Source organism: Bradyrhizobium sp. CCGB01, from assembly GCF_024199795.1.
Classification (GTDB): Bacteria; Pseudomonadota; Alphaproteobacteria; order Rhizobiales; family Xanthobacteraceae; genus Bradyrhizobium.
This window is the reverse complement of sequence record NZ_JANADK010000001.1, coordinates 5,476,434-5,489,832: the sequence shown is the minus strand read 5'-3', so window position 1 is coordinate 5,489,832 and position 13,399 is coordinate 5,476,434. Positions and strand designations below refer to the sequence as shown.

The window sequence follows — 13,399 nt, the reverse complement described above, 5'->3', positions numbered from 1 at the left end:
AAAGGCAGATCATGACTGACGATCAGGTCAATCTCGTCGTTCGGCACCTTTGCGAGCAATTGCACTTGGCGTTCCGATTGAAGGGCAGCGAGGCACATCCCCCAAACGCCAAGGATATTGGCTTCGATCCGGTCTCTGTAAGAACAGTATTGCTGACCGGCTTGCGTTCGGCGCATGTCACGATCAACCACGAGGCAGCCGGGACGAGCGAAGAGCCGCCGTGGTCGTAAACGCAAAACGCGGGGCACAAGCCTCGCGCCAATGTCTCTGTTGGGTCAGCGGCCGACAAGTCCGCTACAACGTCCATAGGTCCGTTAAGGGCCAGGAGCGGCCCTGGTGCCTAGGGCACGCCCGCCGGCAGTTTCTGTTCTGCAATGACCCGCACGGGTGGAAAAACGACGCAGTCCGCAACGTCGAACAACACCGAGATGCTCCGGTTGAACGAGCCCGCGAAGGCGATGGCGTCATCGCGCCTTGCATCAATGATGCGAGTGCCAAGCGTACAATGAGGTGTCCATTGTCCCGGCCGATAATGGAGCCGGCAATAGGCTGGGTCGATCGCTGCGCTGATCGAAGCGTGCCACCTCCTGAGGACTGCATCGTCCATAGGCTCCATCCAAAGGACAAGGGGCGGCCCTACAAACCATCGAACGCGCCTGAATTCGATGCGGAGTTGCGCTTCGCCCGTTGCTGCCCGCAACATCGCTTGCCGTGCAGTCTCTTCCTCAATTGCAGGCGCGTCATAGATTGCGAACGTAAAATGTGGCCGGTAGCCGAGAGTGCGCATCGAGGGTTCGTCCTCGAATGCCGCAACCTGATCCCATAGTTGTTCGACCTCGCTTGAGGAGTCTCCATCGGCTCGTACGTTGATCGCTATTGCCATCGATCGCTCTGACTGTGGGAGTTCTTGGAATTTTAGCTGCGCCTCTGAAGTCCGCAATGGGTCATGACCAATCCGCTCGGTGGCAGGCTGGGTTGAGCCTGACCGCCGACGAAACGAATGTGGGCCAAGAGGTGTGCGTGCGGGCGGTCGCAGGCTGTTCTATCTCGAGCGTTCGGCCGCCGCAGTTAGCACAGGATAGCGAGCATAGAGCGTGTCGACGCGGTCCCGCCACATCGCGACGAACGCAGCCGAGGTGAGACTATCGACGGACTTCCATTCGCGTTTGACCGCAGGCAGCGTGTTGCCCCAGATAGCACGCTTGCACCATCGCTCGCCCTTCGCCGTGCCTTCCCGGGTTGCGCACATCGACCTCCAGGCAATCCGCTGCGGACGGCTGAGGTGTTGGGCGGCTCCTTCCCAGCCCTGCTGGTGGATCAGGTAGAGGTCGGAAAAGGTCGGCTTCTTCTGCGCCATTGTTTCGAATAGCGCAGCCTCGCTGAGAAATTTGTAGGCAGCCCCCATAGCGTTGTCGCGAGGATTGAGGATGTCGCCCGATCCGTATTTGCTGAACTCAAACTTGCTCAGCTGGAACAGGCCGATATAGGAGCCGGTGCGTTGCTTGGGATTGAAATCGGATTCGATTTTGGCGACCGCCTTCATGAAATTGACATCGACACCGAACGCTTCGGCTGCACGTTCGATCTCCTGGACGGGCGTTCCGAGCGGAACGTCCCTCAACGCCGACAAGGCGATCTTCGCGGGTTTCTTCGGTGGCGGAATTTCCGAGTAGACGTAGTATTTGAGATACGACGGTTTGCCTTCGCCCGGATTGGGCGAAGCAACGGACGGACGGTCCTGCTGTAGCGTTGCCGAGTTCTCGGGCAACGCTGCCTCAAGGCTGGCGACCTGCAACATTGGCCCTTGCGAAGTCGTTGCATCGGACGGCGGCACCGAGTCCGGCGCCGCGGCGCTGAATCCCGCCGCAACGACCGCATTAGCCGATAATCCTGCGTCGAATCTCGTCTCGATGGCCGGGGCCGGAAACGCGGCGCCGGCATTTGTCAGGACCGTCGTCAAATTCAGCGGAATGCCGCTGAATGCATCAGCCACTCTTGCATTCGGCGTTGCGATGCTTGGGCGCGGTACCGCGATCTGACCAATCGCGGCAAGCGAAGCCGCGGTCAGCGCGCCGGCAATACTGCTTGCTTGCCAAATCTTCAAGGTCGCCAGCCGCGCGGCCGCGGTCCCCCCCAATTCATGTCCCCGACTTGGCACGAAGATTAAGGAGGCGAGGGGATGACAATGGGGCGCACTTGTGGCGCAGATGCGGCCAGTCTCGGCCGCGTCGCCAAGATCGCCTAAATTGGAAGTTGCGGTTGTGATGCGCCTCCTGCCGAGGAACAGGACGGGCGCCATATCGCGCAACTATCGCTAAACGAGGCGCCCGTGTACTGGGATCAGGACATCAAGAATTTCGCGGGCTGGGTAGCATGCGTTCCGGTCTGCGTATGAACGGTGAGGATTGAGCCGATCAGGTCACGCAACGGCCGGGCTGCAGAAGCCTTGCGACTTCCGTGAGCGCGCTGACCACAGGCTCGCAGGCAAGTGTCGGCTTACGGCTCTGATTCCGCAGCAGCGTCGGCGGCTTCGTGGCGCGGGCCGGCTCAGACGGAATACGCAGCAAGACCGAGGTATCGGCGAGATGGTTCAAGCGCAGAGAAACCGTTTTCGTCGGAACTGCGAAAGGCTTGCGGGCGGCAAGATGATCTGCCTTGCCGGCGCGATTGACGATGTGGCTCTCCTGTTCGGAGACCGCCTGCCAGCGGCTTACGAGGTCGTGACCTGAAGCGTACTGCACCGCACCGAGCGTCAATCCGGTCGCGATGGCACCTAAAAGAGCTTTGCGAATCTGTGACATGGCGTCGCCCCTCGCCCCATGGCGATTGTCGTTACTTGTGCAGCGCCCCCCGGCCCATCGCTTCCGATGGTCGCTTTCTAATGGCCGGCGGTTTCACTAAGCCTTCGTGAATGCCGGAAAATGGTTTCATCCCGGCAGATTTTGTTTCGTCGCATTGAAGGAGGTCTTGGTTCCCGCCTGCGCACAGCGGTTACGTCCGCGTTGGGTCAAGGCCCGAAAAGCTCAGCGTGAACAAATCTAGTCCGCTCCGACCCATTAAGCTGACCTCAAAGCGAAGGCTAGCCACAGTCTTGCATGGAAAAAGTCAGCTTCATTGAAGTTGGCTCCGCGGAGCTGCCTAGCGATCCGTGATCGCGGCGGTGATCTGGTCGCGTGGCACAACGCACACGATCCGGGCATCATTCGGCAGGGAGAATGTCAGCGAATAGGTTTCGTCATCGTGTGCGGCGATCACTACGACGGCTTCGACGTAAGCCGCCTTGCGGTTGTCGGCGACGGTAAAACCTGCATCCATCAGCGCTGTGCGTTCGTGCTCGTCAAACTTCACGGCGTCATCTCGTTTCTGGAGGACACCCCCGGCACGCGCGGTTTATTCGCGCCGCGCTCAAAAGCCTTGTTAAATCGCGTCAACGTTGTGAAATAATGGTAACGTCTGGCAACGACGAGCGCCCCGCACACTCAGCGTCATGTTTGCGGGAACGAGAACCCAAGTCATTGAATGATCTTCTTTGTCCGCGTCGCGCCTCCCAATATTCAGCAGGTCGTCCATCCGTGCGCCGCTACCACCCTACGCGGGGCGCGTCCAGATGCCGCGCCTGGCGTCCGTCTCAGGATGACCGGCATTGGCTTCGGATGGATCGGTTGTTACCGCGATTTAACTGGCTGATCTCTCCGGATCGGGCGAGGGCTGCGCGCGACCACACCGTCCGCGAGAGCCACCAAGAATGCCGGATATTGAAATCACCGACGAGTGCCGCGCTCTGATTGCGGCCGAGTTCCCGTCCGACAATACCGGACAGCGCCTAGCAAGCGGCAAATGGCAGATACCGATCGATGAGGAAACGTGGCGACGGCTGCACAAGGTGCGGCGGCCCGGCGAGTCAATATCGGACTGCATCATCCGCGTTATCATCATCACCCAGCACAAGCGCGGCTTGCTGTAGCTGCCGACGGGAGGACTGCTTGCAGACGTTGGCCCGAGCGCCCCTGGAGGGCAGCTTTGGGCCAAAAGCGTCGTTCAAACGTGAAAGCAGGGAGCGGCGCGCGCACCACATAGAACAGGGCTAGCTGCTGGGAGAAAATGCAATGCGTTTTGTCTTGGGATTATGCCTTGTGATCGCGTCGTGTGCCTCTGCGAACGCCGCCCCACGGTGGCATCACAACTCGCGACAAGCCATCACGCGTCCTGGCCAGGCTGTCACCCCGAGCTATGTCACTCCGGGAGGCGTGCGCATCTATCGCGACGATTCCGTTCCGGGAGGTCTGCGGACCGATCACGACGATCCTCCTGCCTACGATGATCCATCCAAGTTTGGCGGCGGCTGATGATGTTCTGATCCTGTTTTGCCGGACGTGTCCAACGTCGCCGCGGCGAGGAATGTCGGTCGAGCCTATCGTCTGATGCCGACCAGACGAGGGCGGTGGCTTGCAAGCGAGTTCTCGGCCGGCAGGGTGCGCAGCCATTCGCGGAAGCTGACGATTTCGGGGCAATCCGCGGTGCCTTCAGGCGCAATCAGCCAATCACCCGGACCTGATCCCTCATCGACCCGGTCGCAGCGATAACCCGGATGGTGGCCAACGCCGCGGGCGATCAGCAGGTCGACCTTGCCCTCGACCAGCTCGTGCAGGCCGGCGGGCTGCAGCACCCGTAAACCGATGTCCGCGTGTGCGCCGCGAAACTCCGCCAATTCGAGGCGGCGCAGGTCGATGCCGCCATGGACTCCCAGTTGCAGCAGCACCGCACCTTCCGGCTTCAATTGCGAGGTCGCGTCCGCAATCTGGCGAAAGCCTTCGGAGATCCCGGGCAGATAGGCCTGACCGGCCGCGGTCAGGATGAGCTGCTTGTGCAGCCGTTCGAACAGTTGCACGCCGAGACGCGCCTCCAGCGCTTTCACCTGCTGCCCCACGGCGGCGGGCGTCACGTGCAGCTCGTGCGCGGCCAGCTTGAAGCTGAGATGCCGCGCGGCGGCCTCGAATGCGCGGAGCGCGTTGAGTGGCGGAAGGGTGTAGGTCATCGCGCCGCAGTTTGACACCGATGGGCCAGGGCCTTGCAATAGATTTTCTTGCGCTGACCCGCAGGAACAATGCTTTGCGCCACGGCGATGTCGCCGGATACGGTCGGCTCGCAATCCGGAGAAACCCCATGCCGCGCCGAATCGATCATCTCGTCATTTGCGTCCAGAATCTGGAACAGGCTGCGCTGGATTGGCAGACGTTGGGCTTCAACCTCACGCCGACCGGCGTGCACCCGTTCGGAACGAGCAACCGCCTTGCGCAGTTCGCCGACAATTTTGTGGAGTTGCTGGCCGTCACCGACAATGCGTTGGTGCCGCCAGCCACGCCGGGTCATTTCAGCTTCGCGGCCCACAACCGCGATTTTCTTGAGACCGCCGAAGGGATGTCGATGCTGGTCTTGCACAGCACCGACGCCCATGCCGATGCCGCGCGTTTCAGGGCCGACCGCATCGGCGATTATGCTCCGTTCGATTTCGGCCGCGACGCGGTGCTCCCGGGCGGAGGCACGGCGCGCGTCGCGTTTTCGCTGGCCTTTGCCACGGACCCCGCCATGCCCGGGATCGCGTTCTTCACCTGCCAGCAGCGTCACCCGCCGGAACTGTTCTGGAAGGCGCAGTATCAGCGTCATCCCAACGGCGCCGTCCGGGTGGTCGAGGTGGTGATGTCGGCGGCGGAGCCGGCGGCGCATCGCGATTTCCTCGAGCGCCTCACGGAAGGCACGGCCGAGCTTGCGCCCGGGCGGCTGACGATTGGCGAGCCCGGCAATCATATCACCTTGCTTGGCCCGTCCGAGTTGGCGCGCCGGTTACCGGGCCTCGCGAACAGCGCTTCGCCGCGCTTTTGCGCGGCGCGTCTGGCGGTCACTGATCTGGATGCGACAAGGCGAACGCTGAAACACAATGGCGTCGGCTTCGCGATGACCGATGCCGTGCTGTCGGTGCCACCCGCCACCGCGCATGGTCTGGCGCTCGAATTCGTCGAACAGGAGGCAAACTGACATGGCTCACACCGTAAGCCACAATCCCGCAACGGTCCACGCTCCCGCCGCCGGCTACTGCATGGGACTTGAATTGACGCAGCATCGCCGCCTGTTGTTCATCAGCGGCCAGGTGCCTGAGAGACCCGACGGCACCGTGCCCGAAGGTTTCGAGGCGCAATGCGAGCAGGCCTGGCGCAACGTCATCGAGGTGCTCGCCGCCGCCGGCCTCGGCGTCGAGCATCTGGTCAAGGTCACCACGTTCCTGACCGACCGCAGTCAACTCGTGACGAACCGTACCATTCGTTGTGCGAAGCTCGGCGAGCATCAGCCCGCGCTGACGGTCGTGGTCGCCGAGACCGTTGATGGCAAATGGTTACTCGAAATCGAGGCGATCGCCGCGGATTGAAATCAGGCTTCGCCGACCTTTCAATAAGCCAATGATGCGGGTGTCCAATGGCTGAGTCCGTCCATCCCTTCTACGAGCAGCACCGCGGCGCCATGGAGGCCGCCATGTGCCATCGGCTCGACCTTGCCGCGGCGATGCTCCGCGAGCGTGCGCATCTCTCCGATATTGACCGGATCAGGGGGGAGGTGATGGACGAATTCGAGATCGTGCTCACCCAGATGCCCTATGTCGGAGGCGCGGCGAGCCGCATGAGCGATTTCTTCATGCGTCTCATGGGCTTCATGGCCATCAGCCGTGTGCTCCACCGACACGGCGTGCCGCTGTCCGTCATCGACGAGATCGAGCGGGAAACCTACAAGGCGCAATTGCTCACGGTGCGAGAGGCGGAACGTCTGGCCGCAGGGCGTCAGTTCATGTCGCTTGAGAACCAGGCCTTGCTGCGCGAGCAGGCTGCGAAAAGCGTGACAGAAAGCCATCAGCAGCAGTTTCCTGAGGATTTCGTCTACGACTTCGTCGAGCCTGGTCCCCGTGACAGTTTTGAGTTCGGCATCAACTACAAGGCTTGCGGCTTCTGCAAATTCGCGGCTCGCCATGGAGACAAGGACATCCTGCCGAACATTTGCGGGCTGGATTTCGATGCCTATGCAACGCGAGGCATCCGCCTGGAAAGGACACAGACGCTGGCCGGCGGCGCGAGCCACTGCAATTTCCGGTTCTCGCGGATTCCTTCGGAATAGGCCGTGAACCCATAGACCGGTCGCGCTGACGGCTCGCGAAAGTCCGCTATGCCCCGGTAGCGATCAAATTGCGCATCGCAGTGAAATGACGCGATGGGCCATGTGTGGACGGCTCCCGGTTGGCAAGGAGAATTTTCACTTTGCGGCGTTGGTCGGAGCGGCCATGTGTTCGGCCTGTTTGCGCGGTTCACCTGACCGCTGGCCATAATGCCCTCCGCTTCGGGGCAAAGCGGACACGATCTGCTCTGCCCTCGCGGACGGCTTCGGGCCAATTTCTGCATTAAACAGGTGCGGCAAAACATGCCAGCGCATGCTCCGGCGAATGCTGTCGGTCCACGCCTGGGCGGGGTCAACGCTGCGCCGGTGAACCAGAAAGTCCTTGACGCGACAGAACATCATGGATTTGGAAGACTTTTGATTGGTAGATGGACGGAGCCAACCCGTGAAATTTTTGCTGAGAATTATGCTTGCAACCGCCCTCGTGAACCTTGCTCCAGCCGTCGCCGCGGCGCCGAAGAACGCCGTCGCTTCTCCTGCCTTGCAGAAGGAATTCGATGGCTTCATCGAGAAGTTTCGCGCGGCGCTGAAAGCAAACGACCCCGCCGCCGTCGCCGGTATGACACGATTGCCGTTCATGAACGACAGCGCAATTCGCGACGCCGCGCAATTTCGCGCCAAGACCTATCGGACCTCGTTCACGGCGAAAGATCGCGCGTGTATCCAGCGCGGCAAGGCCGTCTACGATCGCGATCAAGACAAAAATGACTATTACTCCATTTTCTGCGGCGAGACCATTTACGTCTTTACCAAGACGCCAACGGGGTTCCTCTTTACGGACATCGGCGTGAATGACTGATCAGGCCACAATGCCATCCACTGCCGCCTGACGTATGATCGGTCGCCTCGCTCAGCGACGTATTGGATATATCCAGGCGATGGGCCGCACTCGTCAACCGAAAGACTCGCCGCGAGTAACGGTTCGGCTCAGCCCCCGATTAACGGACATGCATACGGACAGCGGCGACTTCGCCTTCGGGTCAAATGCTGACGGTCGGCGGACGGCCAACAAGGTCAGCGAAGGCCAAAAGCGGCTGTCGCATACCGTCTCTTGAACTGGAAGGAGAGGCCGCCTTGCAAACGGCATCTCCTTCGTGCGGGAAGGGATGATGGATGAGAGATGTCGTCAAGATCTGATGAACGAGAGCAGGTCGGGGTTGAGGACATCCGCATGCGTGGTTAGCATGCCATGGGGGTAGCCGGGATAGGTCTTCAGCGACCCGTTCCTGAGCAAGTCGACCGCACGCGGCACGGAACTTGCGAACGGGACGACTTGATCAGCCTCGCCATGCATCACCAGCACCGGCACGGTGATCTTCTTGAGGTCTTCAGTATAATCTTCGAGCCAAGAGTCGACAGTCGCGTAGTGAGCGAGAGCACCGCCGGCCATGCCTTGGCGCCACCAGTTCGCAATGATTGCCTCCGAAGGCTTGGCCCCATCGAGGTTGTACCCGTAGAACGGATTCTCAGGGACGAAACGGTAAAATTCCGACCGGTTGCCCAGCACGCCTGCCCGGATCGCTTCGAACCACTCCGGCGGTTGACCGGACGCGTTGTTCTCGCTCCGGTACATGTTCGGCGTCAGTGAAGCGACCAGAACCGCCTTCGCGACGCGCTCCTGGTGGCGAGCGACATAGCGAGCCACCTCACCGCCACCTGTCGAGTGCCCGATGTGGATCGCGTCGCGCAGGTTGAGGTGTTCAGTCAGGGCCGCGAGGTCGTCAACCCAATGGTCCATGTCGTTGCCGGTGCTGGGCTGGTCGGACCGGCCGTGGCCGCGCCGGTCGTGGGCGATCACCCGATACCCGTGATGAAGGAAGAACGTCATCTGGGCATCCCAGTCGTCCGCCGTCAGCGGCCAACCGTGGCTGAAGACGATCGGCTGACCTGATCCCCAATCCTTGTAGAAGATGTTTACACCGTCGTTAGTAGTGATCGTGGACATCGAGTCGCTCCATCTGCGCTGTCAGACATTTATTGAAAGGACAGCGATTAATTGATCTATTGAGCCACGCGTTACTCAATTTCGCGGGCAGAGTTTTAGAATTGCGGCCCCGTAGAGCCATTGCCTTGGCAACACCCGACCGCCGACCCAACGTGTGCTTCACGGTCTCGATGTCGTCCGCGTAGCTGTTGAGTCCGTATTGAACGGCGATCACTTCAGGGCCATCGGCTTGCAAGGTCGGGATCACCTTGCCGAAGCACGGTCGCGACTACAAACTTCATCATGATGATGGAAGGACACAGCTACGTCTTTCGAAAAAACCCGAAGGCGGCGTCGACATTGTTCCTTGTCCCTTTTTGGTTGCAGACTGCGAGACGGTAAATCTCTCTTTGGCCGATGACCAAGACCTTGTAGGCTTCGAGCTATGCCTGGAAGATATACGAGGGGGTCATGGAGCTCCGGCACCTGCGCTATTTCGTTGCCGTCGCTGAAGAAGGCAGCCTGCTGACGGCCGCCCAACGGCGACTGAACACTTCTCAGCCATCGCTGAGCCGGCAGATCCGCGATCTGGAAGACGAGGTCGGCGTTCAGTTATTGGATCGCCAGGCGCGCGGCGTGACGCTGACCGCCGCCGGAAGAGTGTTTCTTGATCACGCGCGGCTGGCGCTGCTGCAGGTTGAGGCGGCAACGGAGGGGGCCCGGCAGACGGCGCTACCGCAAAGGCCCGTCCTCTCGATGGGTTTTCTCGTCGGGTTGGAGGTGATGTGGCTCCCCCAGCTTCTGCGCATCCTCCGCGAGGAAGCGCCCGATGTTGAAGTCACGCTTAGCACACAGTCTTCACCAGAACTCGCGTTCGCATTGATGCGGGGAAAGTTGGACATAGCTTTCCTTCGCCCCGAGAAAGACAACGAGGGCGTCGTCTTCAAGATGTTGGCGAAGGAGCCCTTGATCGCCGTGCTGCCGGCCGAACATCATCTGGCGTCCCGCAAGAAGATTCGTCCCCAAGATCTCGCCCGCGAGATCTATGTCAGCTCGGCAAGAACGTCTCCGGTCTTGCAAGAGGTCATACAAAACTACGCATCCAGGGTCGGTATTACTCTGAAGGCGAAGTACGAAGGCGAAAACATCTCATCGGCCATGTCACTTGTGACTTCCACGGGCGGAATTAGTCTCGTACCCCTCTATGCGCAGAACATGCTGGCACCGAACGTCGTCGCTAGAGCGCTCGAGGGCGACACTCCAACGGTCGATCTGGCACTGGGATACAATCGAGAAAATCCGTCGCCCTTACTTCGTCGGCTTTTGTCCCGCGCGGATGAATTGGTCGCAAGCGTTCAGAACCAGAGCATTATACGCTATGTTGAAGCTCAATAGCCGGCAGCGTCAGACGTCCGCTTCGGGTCATTCGCGATCGGGTCGAGCCAACAGCAAGCCCGGCCAAGTCCGCTATGTCGCCGAAAGCGGAAGCAAATTCGGGGGGCTCGCAATGACGGAGTTGGGATCGCGGTCCGGAGCCCATCGGCCTTAAGGGCACGGCGGCATGATGACATCATGCTCCTGTTTTGCCCGACGAGTCAAAACGCCGGCGCGGTCGGGCTCACGCAATTGCCGGCTTGGTAAGCGGCTGAACTTCCTTGCAGTTTCTACTGTGCATGGGGTTGTTTTCGCATCTTTTTGTTTTGAGGGCGATTTACTCCGCCGCTTTTTCCCTTAGCCGCTGCGCGTAAACGTTGATCACCAGCGCCGCCAGCAGGATCAGGCCGCGGATCAGGATCTTCAGGAAGCTGTCGATGTTGACGTGGTCGAGGCCGTTGTTGAGGACACCGAGCACGAACAGGCCGACGATGGTGTTACCGATGCCGCCGCGGCCGCCGAACAGGCTGGTGCCGCCGACGACGACGGCGGCGATGGAGTCGAGCAGGTAGGTGTCGAACTCGTTCTGCTGCGCACTGCCGAAATGGGCGACGCCGAGCATGCCGCCGATGCCCGAGCACACCGCCGAGATCACCATCACCGCGCCGAGGATGAGCTTGACGTTGAGGCCGGAATATTCGGCGGCCTCGCGGTTGCCGCCGACCATGTAGACGTAGCGGCCGAAGCGCGTGTAGGTCAGCACCAGATGGCCGCCGAGCAGCATGATGGCGGCGACAATCACGATCCATGGAATGCCGCCGATCGAGCCCGAGCCCAGCGTCGTGATCAGGCTGGGCACCTTGTAGGCGATCTGGCCGCGCACCAGCAGCGCCGAGATGCCGGCCGCGATCTGCATCATCGCCAGCGTCATGATGAAGGAGGGGATGCCGATCACGGTCAGCCCCAGCGCATTGACCATGCCGAGCAGGGCGCAGAGCAGGATCGACAGGATGATCGCGACCGCGCCGGGCAGCGGGATGTTGGCGATGTTGACGTAGGATTCCTGCAGTGTGAAGTAGGCGACTGCGATGCCGGTGACGTTGGCGATGCTGGCGATCGAGAGGTCGATCTCGGCACAGAGGATCACGAAGGTGAGGCCGACGGCGATGATACCCGTCACCGACACCTGGGTCAGGATGTTGCCGAGATTGTCCAGCGTCGCGAAGGAGGGGCTGGCAAACGCGAAGAAGGCGGACAGGAAGATCAGCGTCAGGAACGGCGCGATGTTGCGCATCTGCGAGCGCAGGAAGGGCGCAAGGCCCCGCGCCCGCGCACCCGCCGCTGGAACCGTCTCACTGCTCGCCATGGTGCTTCTCCGTCACGCCGCTTCCAGCAGGCGGTCCTTGCTGACCGGCTCGCTCCTGAATTCCCGGACCAACGCACCGCGCTTGAGCACGAGGATGCGGTCGGCCAGCGACAGCACCGTTTCCGGTTCGGTCGACAACACGATGATCGCGAGCCCCCTGGCGCGGAGGTCGCGGACGATGTTGATGACGTCGTTCTTGGCGCCGACATCCATGCCGCGGGTCGGCTCGCACAGCACCAGGAGCTTCGGCGGATAGGTCAGCCATTTCGCCAGCGCCACCTTCTGCTGGTTGCCGCCGGAGAGCATGCCGAGGTCGAGGCCGACCACCGGCGGCCTGATCTGCAACTGCTCGACCTGGCGCTTGGCGATGTCGCGCTCCTGCGCCGGCTTGAGCAGCAGCGACGAGATGCGGTCGAGAATGCTGATCGAGATGTTCTTGTAGACCGGCTCCTGGTGAAACAGCATGTCGCGCCGGCTCTCCGGCACCAGCGCCACGCCGGCACGCCGCGCCGCCGCCGTGCTGGCGAAGGTTTTGGGCCTGCCCTCGACGGCGAGCGTGCCGCTATCAGGCTTCAGCTTGCCAAACAGGATGCGCGACAGCTCCTGCTGGCCGCAGCCCATGAACCCGTAGATGCCGAGCACCTCGCCGGCGCGGGCCTCGAAGGAGATGTCCTTCAGGCTGCGGGCGAGCGAGAGCTGGTCGACCTTCAGGACCACGGAGCTGTCGCTCGGCCGTGGCAGCATGAGGTCATCGGTGTAGCTGTGCTCGAGCGCTTCGCCGCCGCGGCCGATCATGGCCTCGATCAGCGCGCCCTTGCTGGTCGCGGCGCTTGCAGTCTCGGCGACCTTCCGCCCGTTGCGGAACACCGTCACCGTGTCGGACACGCGAAGAATGTCCTCGATGAAATGCGAGATGAAGACGATGGCAGTGCCTTCCTCGCGTAAGCGCCGCAGCGTCGCGAACAGGCGCTCGACCTCGGGCGGGGAGAGGGCGGAGGTCGGCTCGTCGAGGATGACGATGCGGGCGCCGGAGAACAGCACGCGCGCGATCTCGATCAGCTGCTGCAGCCCGATGGGTAAGTCACCCAGCCGCGACATCGGGTCGACGTCGATGCCGAAGCGGGCGAGCTGCTCGCCGGCCTCGCGCGCCATCCGCCGCCATTGCACGAGGCCGAGGGCGTTGGTCGGCTGGTTGCCCAGGAACACGTTCTCGGCGACCGTGAGGTCGGGCGCGACGCTGAGCTCCTGATGCACCATGGCGATGCCGGCCGCGTGCGCATCGCGGGCCGAGCGGAAATGCGTCTCCTTCCCGTCGATCAGGAAGCAGCCGGAGAATTCGCTGTGCACGCCGGCGATGATCTTCATCAGCGTGCTTTTTCCGGCGCCGTTCTCGCCGACGAGACCGTGGATCTCGCCGGGTGAGAGCGCGAAATCGACACCACGAAGTGCTTCGACGCCGCCGAAGCTCTTCGTGATGCCTTGCAGTTCCAGGATGGGCGAACGATCCTCTCGCATGGAGG

15 protein-coding genes are annotated in these 13,399 nt (G+C 61.6%); 7 read left to right on the top strand and 8 right to left on the bottom strand.

Going from position 1 to position 13,399, the window contains the following annotated elements; genetic code table 11:
• The first annotated feature begins 11 nt into the window (after positions 1 to 11).
• Positions 12 to 230, top strand: coding sequence for a hypothetical protein (locus NLM25_RS25365; protein WP_254120029.1), 219 nt, complete (start codon positions 12 to 14; stop codon positions 228 to 230).
• Positions 231 to 340: 110 nt separating this feature from the next.
• Here NLM25_RS25365 and NLM25_RS25360 read toward each other — a convergent pair whose 3' ends face one another.
• The 4 genes from NLM25_RS25360 to NLM25_RS25345 all read right to left on the bottom strand — a co-directional run bounded on the left by NLM25_RS25360 (position 341) and on the right by NLM25_RS25345 (position 3,348).
• Complete coding sequence (locus NLM25_RS25360; protein WP_254138816.1) at positions 341 to 883, bottom strand: 2'-5' RNA ligase family protein; 543 nt, start codon at positions 881 to 883, stop codon at positions 341 to 343.
• A 159-nt stretch (positions 884 to 1,042) separates the two neighbouring features.
• Positions 1,043 to 2,299 carry a transglycosylase SLT domain-containing protein gene (locus tag NLM25_RS25355; RefSeq protein ID WP_254138815.1) on the bottom strand — a complete coding sequence of 419 codons (1,257 nt, stop codon included), beginning with the start codon at positions 2,297 to 2,299 and terminating at the stop codon, positions 1,043 to 1,045.
• Positions 2,300 to 2,414: 115 nt separating this feature from the next.
• Positions 2,415 to 2,801: a hypothetical protein gene (locus tag NLM25_RS25350; protein ID WP_254138814.1), complete on the bottom strand. Its 387-nt coding sequence runs from the start codon at positions 2,799 to 2,801 to the stop codon at positions 2,415 to 2,417.
• Between the two features lie 337 nt (positions 2,802 to 3,138).
• Positions 3,139 to 3,348: a hypothetical protein gene (locus NLM25_RS25345; RefSeq protein WP_254138813.1), complete on the bottom strand. Its 210-nt coding sequence runs from the start codon at positions 3,346 to 3,348 to the stop codon at positions 3,139 to 3,141.
• Between the two features lie 397 nt (positions 3,349 to 3,745).
• On the opposite strand from NLM25_RS25345, the gene NLM25_RS25340 reads away from it, so the two are divergent.
• Positions 3,746 to 3,964 carry an antitoxin VapB family protein gene (locus tag NLM25_RS25340; RefSeq protein ID WP_254120024.1) on the top strand — a complete coding sequence of 73 codons (219 nt, stop codon included), beginning with the start codon at positions 3,746 to 3,748 and terminating at the stop codon, positions 3,962 to 3,964.
• Positions 3,965 to 4,411: 447 nt separating this feature from the next.
• Here the strand turns inward: NLM25_RS25340 and NLM25_RS25335 are convergent, their stop codons facing one another.
• The gene (locus NLM25_RS25335) at positions 4,412 to 5,035 is read right to left on the bottom strand and encodes a LysR family transcriptional regulator (RefSeq protein ID WP_254138812.1); all 624 of its coding nucleotides are present in this window, start codon (positions 5,033 to 5,035) and stop codon (positions 4,412 to 4,414) included.
• Between the two features lie 20 nt (positions 5,036 to 5,055).
• On the opposite strand from NLM25_RS25335, the gene NLM25_RS25330 reads away from it, so the two are divergent.
• From NLM25_RS25330 to NLM25_RS25315, 4 genes are all read left to right on the top strand, one after another.
• Positions 5,056 to 6,033 carry a VOC family protein gene (locus NLM25_RS25330; protein ID WP_254138811.1) on the top strand — a complete coding sequence of 326 codons (978 nt, stop codon included), beginning with the start codon at positions 5,056 to 5,058 and terminating at the stop codon, positions 6,031 to 6,033.
• 1 nt (position 6,034) lies between these two features.
• Positions 6,035 to 6,421 (top strand): RidA family protein, encoded by a 387-nt coding sequence (locus NLM25_RS25325; protein WP_254138810.1) that lies wholly within the window; start codon positions 6,035 to 6,037, stop codon positions 6,419 to 6,421.
• Between the two features lie 47 nt (positions 6,422 to 6,468).
• On the top strand, positions 6,469 to 7,158 hold the full coding sequence (locus tag NLM25_RS25320; RefSeq protein ID WP_254138809.1) for an L-2-amino-thiazoline-4-carboxylic acid hydrolase: 690 nt from the start codon (positions 6,469 to 6,471) through the stop codon (positions 7,156 to 7,158).
• A 442-nt stretch (positions 7,159 to 7,600) separates the two neighbouring features.
• Positions 7,601 to 8,014, top strand: coding sequence for a hypothetical protein (locus NLM25_RS25315; protein WP_254138808.1), 414 nt, complete (start codon positions 7,601 to 7,603; stop codon positions 8,012 to 8,014).
• A 327-nt stretch (positions 8,015 to 8,341) separates the two neighbouring features.
• Here the strand turns inward: NLM25_RS25315 and NLM25_RS25310 are convergent, their stop codons facing one another.
• Positions 8,342 to 9,160, bottom strand: a complete 819-nt coding sequence (locus NLM25_RS25310) for an alpha/beta fold hydrolase (protein WP_247327519.1) — start codon at positions 9,158 to 9,160, stop codon at positions 8,342 to 8,344.
• Between the two features lie 450 nt (positions 9,161 to 9,610).
• On the opposite strand from NLM25_RS25310, the gene NLM25_RS25300 reads away from it, so the two are divergent.
• Positions 9,611 to 10,534 (top strand): LysR substrate-binding domain-containing protein, encoded by a 924-nt coding sequence (locus NLM25_RS25300; RefSeq protein ID WP_254138807.1) that lies wholly within the window; start codon positions 9,611 to 9,613, stop codon positions 10,532 to 10,534.
• 316 nt (positions 10,535 to 10,850) lie between these two features.
• On the opposite strand, the gene NLM25_RS25295 is transcribed toward NLM25_RS25300, so the two are convergent.
• Positions 10,851 to 11,879, bottom strand: a complete 1,029-nt coding sequence (locus NLM25_RS25295; protein ID WP_254120017.1) for an ABC transporter permease — start codon at positions 11,877 to 11,879, stop codon at positions 10,851 to 10,853.
• Between the two features lie 12 nt (positions 11,880 to 11,891).
• Positions 11,892 to 13,394: a sugar ABC transporter ATP-binding protein gene (locus NLM25_RS25290; protein ID WP_254138806.1), complete on the bottom strand. Its 1,503-nt coding sequence runs from the start codon at positions 13,392 to 13,394 to the stop codon at positions 11,892 to 11,894.
• Between the last annotated feature and the right edge of the window lie 5 nt (positions 13,395 to 13,399).

What these genes read in the sequence shown, in the direction of transcription:
- NLM25_RS25355 (WP_254138815.1), bottom strand. Translation starts at nt 2,299, where the DNA reads ATGGCGCCCGTCCTGTTCCTCGGCAGGAGGCGCATCACAACCGCAACT.
- NLM25_RS25310 (WP_247327519.1), bottom strand. Translation starts at nt 9,160, where the DNA reads ATGTCCACGATCACTACTAACGACGGTGTAAACATCTTCTACAAGGAT.
- NLM25_RS25365 (WP_254120029.1), top strand. Translation starts at nt 12, where the DNA reads ATGACTGACGATCAGGTCAATCTCGTCGTTCGGCACCTTTGCGAGCAA.
- NLM25_RS25325 (WP_254138810.1), top strand. Translation starts at nt 6,035, where the DNA reads ATGGCTCACACCGTAAGCCACAATCCCGCAACGGTCCACGCTCCCGCC.
- NLM25_RS25350 (WP_254138814.1), bottom strand. Translation starts at nt 2,801, where the DNA reads ATGTCACAGATTCGCAAAGCTCTTTTAGGTGCCATCGCGACCGGATTG.
- NLM25_RS25320 (WP_254138809.1), top strand. Translation starts at nt 6,469, where the DNA reads ATGGCTGAGTCCGTCCATCCCTTCTACGAGCAGCACCGCGGCGCCATG.
- NLM25_RS25340 (WP_254120024.1), top strand. Translation starts at nt 3,746, where the DNA reads ATGCCGGATATTGAAATCACCGACGAGTGCCGCGCTCTGATTGCGGCC.
- NLM25_RS25360 (WP_254138816.1), bottom strand. Translation starts at nt 883, where the DNA reads ATGGCAATAGCGATCAACGTACGAGCCGATGGAGACTCCTCAAGCGAG.
- NLM25_RS25300 (WP_254138807.1), top strand. Translation starts at nt 9,611, where the DNA reads ATGGAGCTCCGGCACCTGCGCTATTTCGTTGCCGTCGCTGAAGAAGGC.
- NLM25_RS25295 (WP_254120017.1), bottom strand. Translation starts at nt 11,879, where the DNA reads ATGGCGAGCAGTGAGACGGTTCCAGCGGCGGGTGCGCGGGCGCGGGGC.
- NLM25_RS25330 (WP_254138811.1), top strand. Translation starts at nt 5,056, where the DNA reads ATGGGCCAGGGCCTTGCAATAGATTTTCTTGCGCTGACCCGCAGGAAC.
- NLM25_RS25290 (WP_254138806.1), bottom strand. Translation starts at nt 13,394, where the DNA reads ATGCGAGAGGATCGTTCGCCCATCCTGGAACTGCAAGGCATCACGAAG.
- NLM25_RS25335 (WP_254138812.1), bottom strand. Translation starts at nt 5,035, where the DNA reads ATGACCTACACCCTTCCGCCACTCAACGCGCTCCGCGCATTCGAGGCC.